The organism is Streptomyces sp. BR123, assembly GCF_013401435.1.
Classification (GTDB): Bacteria; Actinomycetota; Actinomycetes; order Streptomycetales; family Streptomycetaceae; genus Streptomyces.
In genome coordinates, this window is the sequence record NZ_JACBGN010000028.1 from 38,795 (window position 1) to 45,168 (window position 6,374).

A 6,374-nucleotide genomic window follows, 5' to 3' on the forward strand; every position below is an offset into this window, starting at 1 on the left:
CCCCGGTCGGGTCCACACGACCTGGGGGCCTCATGCGCAGATCCACAGGGGCGGCGGCCGCGCTCGCCCTGTCACTGGTCGGGACCGCCGCGGGGGTCGGCCTCGGCCTCCTCCCGCAGGCGGCGGCCGTCACCCCACCCGTGGCCTTCACCGCCGACGCGCTGCCGACCTGGCAGCCCGACGGCGTCGTCTGGGCACTCGCCGAAGCCGGCGGGACGGTCTTCGCCGGCGGCACCTTCTCCGCCGTACGACCGCCCGAGGGCGGCTCCGGCACCGAGCAGCCCGCCGTGAACTTCGTCGCTCTCGACGCGGCAACCGGCGCCCCGACGTCCTGCAGGCTGTCCTTCACCATCGCCTCGGGCACCGCCACGGTCCGCGCCCTCACCCTCTCTCCCGACAAGAAGACCCTTTACGCCGGCGGCTACTTCGGGGCGGTCAACGGCACCCCCGTCTCCAGCCTGGCCGCCGTCGACGTGGCCACCTGCACCGTGAAGCCGTCCTTCCGTCCCGCCTTCGCGGCGACCGTACGCGCCCTGGCCGTCTCCGGCGACACCGTCTACGCGGGCGGCGACTTCCTGACCGTCGCCGGGCAGCCGCGCGAGCGGTTCGCCGCCGTCGCCGCGTCCGACGGCGCGCTGAAGCCCTTCCGGGCCGACGCGGACGAGCCGGGCCGGGCCGTCGAGGTCACCCCGGACGGCCGGGGCGTCGTCCTCGGCGGCGACTTCTTCACCGTCAACGGCACGAACAGCCACGCCTTGGCCGTGGTGGACGCCGCCAGCGGCGCGCTCACCAAGGCGTACCCGAACTTCATCGAGACCAACTCCGTCGTCAAGGACATCGCGACCGACGCGACCGGCTTCTACACCGCCAACGAGGGCACCGGCGGCGGCGTCTTCGACGGCCGGATCGCGCTCGACCTGTCGGACTTCGGCCAGCGCTGGCGCGACACCTGCCTCGGCGCCACGCAGGCCGTGCTCCCGTACCAGAGCGTGCTCTACAGCGCCTCGCACGCGCACGACTGCTCCGGTGTCGGCGAGTTCCCCGACGGACAGCGCCACCACCTGCTCGCCCAGCCGACCACCGGCACCGGCAAGCTGGGCTGGGCCCCTGACACCAACGACGGCATCGGCGAGGGCATCGGCCCGCGCGTGATGGCGGTCGCCTCCCGGGGCGGCGCCGAGTACCTGTGGGTCGGCGGTGAGTTCACCACGGTCAACGGGGCGGCGCAGCAGAGCCTCACCCGGTTCGCCTCCACCGGGGACACCGGCGCGCCCACCACGCCCCTCGCGAGCGCGGCGAGTTTCCGGCCCGGCGAGGTGCAGGTCCGCTGGCGCACCAGCCTCGACCTCGACGACAGCACCCTCACCTACCGGATCCACCGGGGCGGCGCGGCCGACCCGATCGCCACCGTCACCGCCGACTCGCTGTTCTTCAAGCGCCCGCAGGCGTCCTGGACCGACACCACCGTCACGCCCGGCCAGACGTACACGTACCGGGTCAGCGCCACCGACGCGGCCGGCAACACCAGCGCCCTGTCGGCGACCGCGACCGTGACCGTGCCGCAGTCGGCCGACGCCTACGCGGACCGCGTCCGCTCCGACGGCGCCCAGCTGTACTGGCGCTACGACGACACCGTCCTGCCGTACGCCGCCGACTCCTCGGCCGGCGGCAACCAGAACGGCGTGCACCACAATGCCCCGGCTCTGCGCCGGACCCCGGCCGCGGTCTCGGGCGCGAGCACGGCGATCGGCTTCAACGGCACGGACACCCGCATCTACGGGGACCGCCGCCAGACCGTCGGCGGCAGCTACTCCGTGGAGACCTGGTTCAGGACCGGCACCACCCGGGGCGGCAAGCTCGTCGGCTTCGGCAACAACCAGGCCCGCGGCAGCAGCCAGTACGACAAGCACGTGTACATGACCAACGACGGGCGCCTCGTCTACGGCGTCTACACCGGCGCCACCCGCACCATCACCACCAGCGGTGCCTACAACGACAACAAGTGGCACCACGTCGTCGCCACCCAGGGCCCCGGCGGCATGGCCCTGTACCTGGACGGCGTGCAGCAGGGCACCCTCGCCGTCACCACGCACGAGAACTATGCCGGCTACTGGCACGCCGGCGGCGACAGCCTCGGCGGCTGGCCGAACCGCCCGACCGGCGAGTTCTGGGCCGGGCAGCTCGACGAGACCGCCGTCTACGGCAGCGTGCTGAGCCCGGCACAGGTCCAGAACCACTACACCCTGGCCTCCGCCCCCGCCGACACCGTCGTCCGGGTCACCGCCGCCGAGGACACGTACGCGAACGCCGGCGCCCCGGACACCAACTACGGCACGTCCGGGTCGCTCGCCGTGCGCGGCACCCCGCTCTACCAGAGCCACCTGCGCTTCGACCTGCCCGCCGCGCCGGCGGGCACGGCCCTGAAGTCGGCCGTGCTGTCCGTGAAGACCAGCACGATGAGCGGAGCTGGCACCGCCGACACGGTGTCGGTGGTCCCGGTCACCGGAGCCTGGACCGAGAGCGGGACCACGTACGCCAACCGGCCCGCGCTCGGCGGCACCGCCGTCGGCAGCTTCGCCGGCGTCCCCGACGGCTCCGCGGTGCACACCACGGCGCTGTCCACGGCGGCCGTCGGGGCCGCGCTGGGCACCGGCTACGGCCTCGCCCTGACCGGCTCCGGCACGGACGCCCTGTGGCTGTGGTCCTCCGAGGCACAGGCCAACGAGGGGACGCCGCAGCTCACGCTGACCTTCGGCGCGCCGTAGCGGCGCCGGGCGCCGGGGGAGTACGTCCTCACCTGCCTCCCCCCAGGTCGTAGGTGAGGACGTACTCCACCGAGGTGTCGCCATGGCGGCACTCGAACGAACCCGACCCCGTCAGCCCGGCGAGCTCTCCCGTCCCCGAACCCGGCACCACCTCGAAGCCGCACCGGGTGCCGCCGGCGTCGAAGGTGCCCTGCTCCTTCAGGACGAAGGCACCCTTGCGGCCGTCGACGGCGCCCGACAGCAGCTCCAGACCGGTGTACGAGCCGACGTTCTCCCCCGTGTACACGATCGTGTAGGTGCAGGTCGTCGCCTCCGCCTCGACGCCCCCGGCGAAGGAGTTCACCACCGTGGCGCGGGCGATCCGCGGCACGGAGCCGGCCGGGCCGACCGGCTGCTCCTCCCAGTCGGAGAACGTGAAACGACCCGTGGTGCGGACGGACATGGGGTACCTCCCGGTGCTCGACGGGCCGGACGGGATCCAGTTCCCCGCCCGGCACGGAACCAGCCTGTCGGGGGTACCTGACACCCTCTGTCAGGTACCCCCGACAGGGGCCCCGGACGTGCTGCGGACAATGGCCCCATGCGTGCCGACCGCCTCCTGTCCCTGCTCCTGCTGCTGCAGAACCGCGGCCGCATGACCGCCCCCGAACTCGCCGCCGAACTGGAGGTCTCCGTACGCACCGTCTACCGGGACGTCGAGGCCCTCGGTGCCTCCGGCGTCCCGGTCCACGCCGACCGCGGACCCGCCGGCGGCTACCGGCTGATGGACGGCTACCGCACCCGCCTCACCGGCCTCACCGACACCCAGGCCGATTCCCTCTTCCTCGCCGGCACGCCCGGACCCGCGCAGGACCTCGGCCTCGGCGCCGACCTGGCCGCCGCCCGGCTGAAACTTCAGGCCGCCCTGCCCGCTGCACTCGCCGACCGGGCCCGGCGCCTCGAAGGCCGCTTCCACCTCGACGCCACGGCCTGGTTCCGCGAAGCCGACCCCGTCCCGCACCTGGCGCGGATCGCCCAGGCCGTCTGGGAGCAGCGCGTCCTGGTCGTCGGCTACCGCCGCTGGAACGGCGAGGAGCGCACCGGCCGCGCCCTGCACCCCCTCGGGCTCGTCCTCAAGGGCGGCATCTGGTACCTCGTGGCAGCCGGTGCCGGTGCCGGTGCCGGGGACACCCGCGTGCGCACCTACCGCGTGTCCCGGTTCCAGGACGTGGACACCGATCCCGAAGGCTTCGAACGCCCGCCGGGCTTCGACCTCGCGGCGTACTGGGAGGAGTCCGCCCGCCGCCTGAACGAGGTCCTGCGCCACCAGACCGCCCTCGTACGGCTCTCCCCGCGCGGCCGGCGCCTGCTGCCGATGCAGTTCGGGGCGGCCGGTACCCGCGCCCTCGCCGACGCGGAGCCCGTCGACCCGGCCGACCCCGACGGCTGGGTCGTGGTCCGCCTGTCCGTCGAGGCGCAGTCGGTGGCCGTCGGCGACCTGCTGCGGCTCGGCACCGAGGCCGAGGTCCTCGGCCCGCCCGAGCTGCGGCGCGCCCTCGCCGACACGGTCGCGGCACTCGCCGAGCGGTACCGCTGACCCCTGGCGCCGACCGGTGAGGGGCCCGGTCAGCGCGGGGGCTCGACCTCCAGGAAGCGGCGCCTGCGCGGGCCGCGGTAGAGGAGGCAGACCCAGCCCAGCTCCTCCAGCGCCGCCGCGCAGGCCGCGAGCCGTTCCTGCTCCTCCAGGGCCGCGCCCCCGCCCGGCGGGCCGACCCACGTCACCTCGACCCGGCCGCCCGGCGGCGCGCCGGGCGCCACCCGGTACCCCGTCCGCGTCCGCCGGCCCTCCGCGTCCACCGCGGACGACGGGAGGCCGGCCGCCTCCAGCACGATGGCCACCGCGCGGGGCATCTGCCGTCGTTCCCAGGCGGCGGGAACCGCCGCGGCCGCCCCGCCGCCGCCCAGCATGCGGCGGATCTGCAGCAGGCCCTCGTACGCCGTGCGCACCTCGCCCGCCCGCTCGGCGGTGGCCGGCACGGCCGGACCGTCGCCGGTCGCCGGCTCGAACCCGTGCCCCGGTGAGGCCATCGTCCACCGCCCTTCCACCGCTGTGCGAGGAGTACGCCGCTCCTGCGGTACGCCGCAGGAGCAAGGTTCATGAGTACGGCTCATGAGTACCGCTCATGAGTACGTCACGGCCAACCGTCTGAGTATCCGTACCGATTCCCCGGCGGCCCGCCGCTGGTCGAATGGGGGCATGACCTCCGACGCCCCGCCCAGCTCTCCCCGCCCGCGCCTGCAGCAGGTGACCGTGGCCGGTTCGGCCCTGGCCGTGGCGCTGCTGCCGCTCGTGGTCGGCGTCCTCGTGGCCAAGGGCATGGCCGCCGATCCGCACACCCCGGTCAATGCCCTCATCACCAGCGGGGGCCAGCGGGCCGGCCTGCCCCGCGGCGAGTGGCGGCGGCGCGGCCACACGACGATGTGCCGCCTGCGCAGCGTCCGCCGGAACACCGTCCGGCGCTGCGCGGCCGTCCGCGCCCGCCGCCCGCCCGCCTCCTGAGCCGGTCGCGCCGTACGCCGTCAGTGCTCGTACTGCCCCATGCACAGGTCCACGATCGACGGCGGTACGGCGCCTTCCGCCGCCGTGCACGGTTCCGCCCCGCCGGCGGCCGGAACGGGCACCGGCGGCGGCTCCGGTGCCGGCGCGGGGGAGTGCTGCTGACGCAGGGTGCGGCGCGGTGAGGGGCCCGGCGGGTGCGCCCTCCGGGGCGGGGGCGGCTTGACGGGCCGTGCGGCGGACGCCCGGCCCGCAGCGCCGGCCGGCGCGGTGTCGTCCTCCGCCGGGACCGGCGGCCGCTCCGGCACCGGCCCCGGTTCCCGCTGCGCCGGCTGCGGCCGGGACTGCGGCGGGGCGGAGGCCGGCGCCGGCCGGGGCGGCTGCGCCGCGGGGGACGGTGCGCGCGGCGTCATCTGGGCTCCGGCAGGGGGTACGGACGTACGCGCCGGAAGCGGACCGCGAGGCGCGGGCGGGGTCGGGGGCGAGGCCGTCGAGGCACAGCCGGTGCTCGCGAGCAACGCGACGAGGGACAGGGGCAGGGCTCGGCGTAGCTGCATTCGACCACGATGCCGCACGGCCGGGCCGACCAGGCGGCCCCGTTCACGCGCCCGGGCGGCATCTCGCACGCCTGTTCGCGCACGAAGGTGCTCGGTGCGTCCGTCGGCGCCGCCGGGCGGTCGGTCACCGCCTTCCCTGCGGCCACCGCCGTCCGGCACGCCGGACGGATGGGACAGTTCGGACAGCAGGCTTGACCGCAGCCTCCCGGGCGGCAAGAGTGCGCCGGTCAGGCAGACAAGAGGACCACCGTACGAGTCGCACATCGGAGACAGCCCAGATGCCCCACCCGGTTCGCTTCCCGCGTGTCCCGGCGACCACGCTCGCCACCGGCCTCCCGGCCACCGCCGCGGCGGCTCCCGTTCGGTCTCCGGCTCCGGCCGCGCGGCGGCGCAACGCCTGACCGGCGCAGGGCGCCGGGTCCGGCGGGCGGCACCGTACCGCCGCGCGGACCCCCGCCCCGTCCCGGGAGACCACCGTGTCCCACCACCCCGATGACAGCGGGTCCGCCACCGAGG

The 6,374-nt window shown here is 75.5% G+C and carries 5 protein-coding genes; 3 read left to right on the top strand and 2 right to left on the bottom strand.

Going from position 1 to position 6,374, the window contains the following annotated elements; translation table 11 throughout:
- Positions 1–32 precede the first annotated feature (32 nt).
- Positions 33–2,765: a DNRLRE domain-containing protein gene (locus HYE82_RS07350; protein WP_179173120.1), complete on the top strand. Its 2,733-nt coding sequence runs from the start codon at positions 33–35 to the stop codon at positions 2,763–2,765.
- Between the two features lie 28 nt (positions 2,766–2,793).
- Here the strand turns inward: HYE82_RS07350 and HYE82_RS07355 are convergent, their stop codons facing one another.
- Positions 2,794–3,207, bottom strand: a complete 414-nt coding sequence (locus tag HYE82_RS07355) for a DUF3224 domain-containing protein (RefSeq protein WP_179173121.1) — start codon at positions 3,205–3,207, stop codon at positions 2,794–2,796.
- 138 nt (positions 3,208–3,345) lie between these two features.
- Between HYE82_RS07355 and HYE82_RS07360 the strand changes: the two genes are divergently transcribed.
- Positions 3,346–4,341 carry a YafY family protein gene (locus HYE82_RS07360; RefSeq protein ID WP_179173122.1) on the top strand — a complete coding sequence of 332 codons (996 nt, stop codon included), beginning with the start codon at positions 3,346–3,348 and terminating at the stop codon, positions 4,339–4,341.
- A gap of 29 nt (positions 4,342–4,370) precedes the next feature.
- Here HYE82_RS07360 and HYE82_RS07365 read toward each other — a convergent pair whose 3' ends face one another.
- The gene (locus tag HYE82_RS07365) at positions 4,371–4,832 is read right to left on the bottom strand and encodes a hypothetical protein (protein ID WP_179173123.1); all 462 of its coding nucleotides are present in this window, start codon (positions 4,830–4,832) and stop codon (positions 4,371–4,373) included.
- A 169-nt stretch (positions 4,833–5,001) separates the two neighbouring features.
- Here HYE82_RS07365 and HYE82_RS07370 point away from each other — a divergent pair, with 169 nt between their 5' ends.
- Complete coding sequence (locus HYE82_RS07370) at positions 5,002–5,304, top strand: hypothetical protein (protein ID WP_179173124.1); 303 nt, start codon at positions 5,002–5,004, stop codon at positions 5,302–5,304.
- The last annotated feature ends 1,070 nt before the right edge of the window (positions 5,305–6,374 follow it).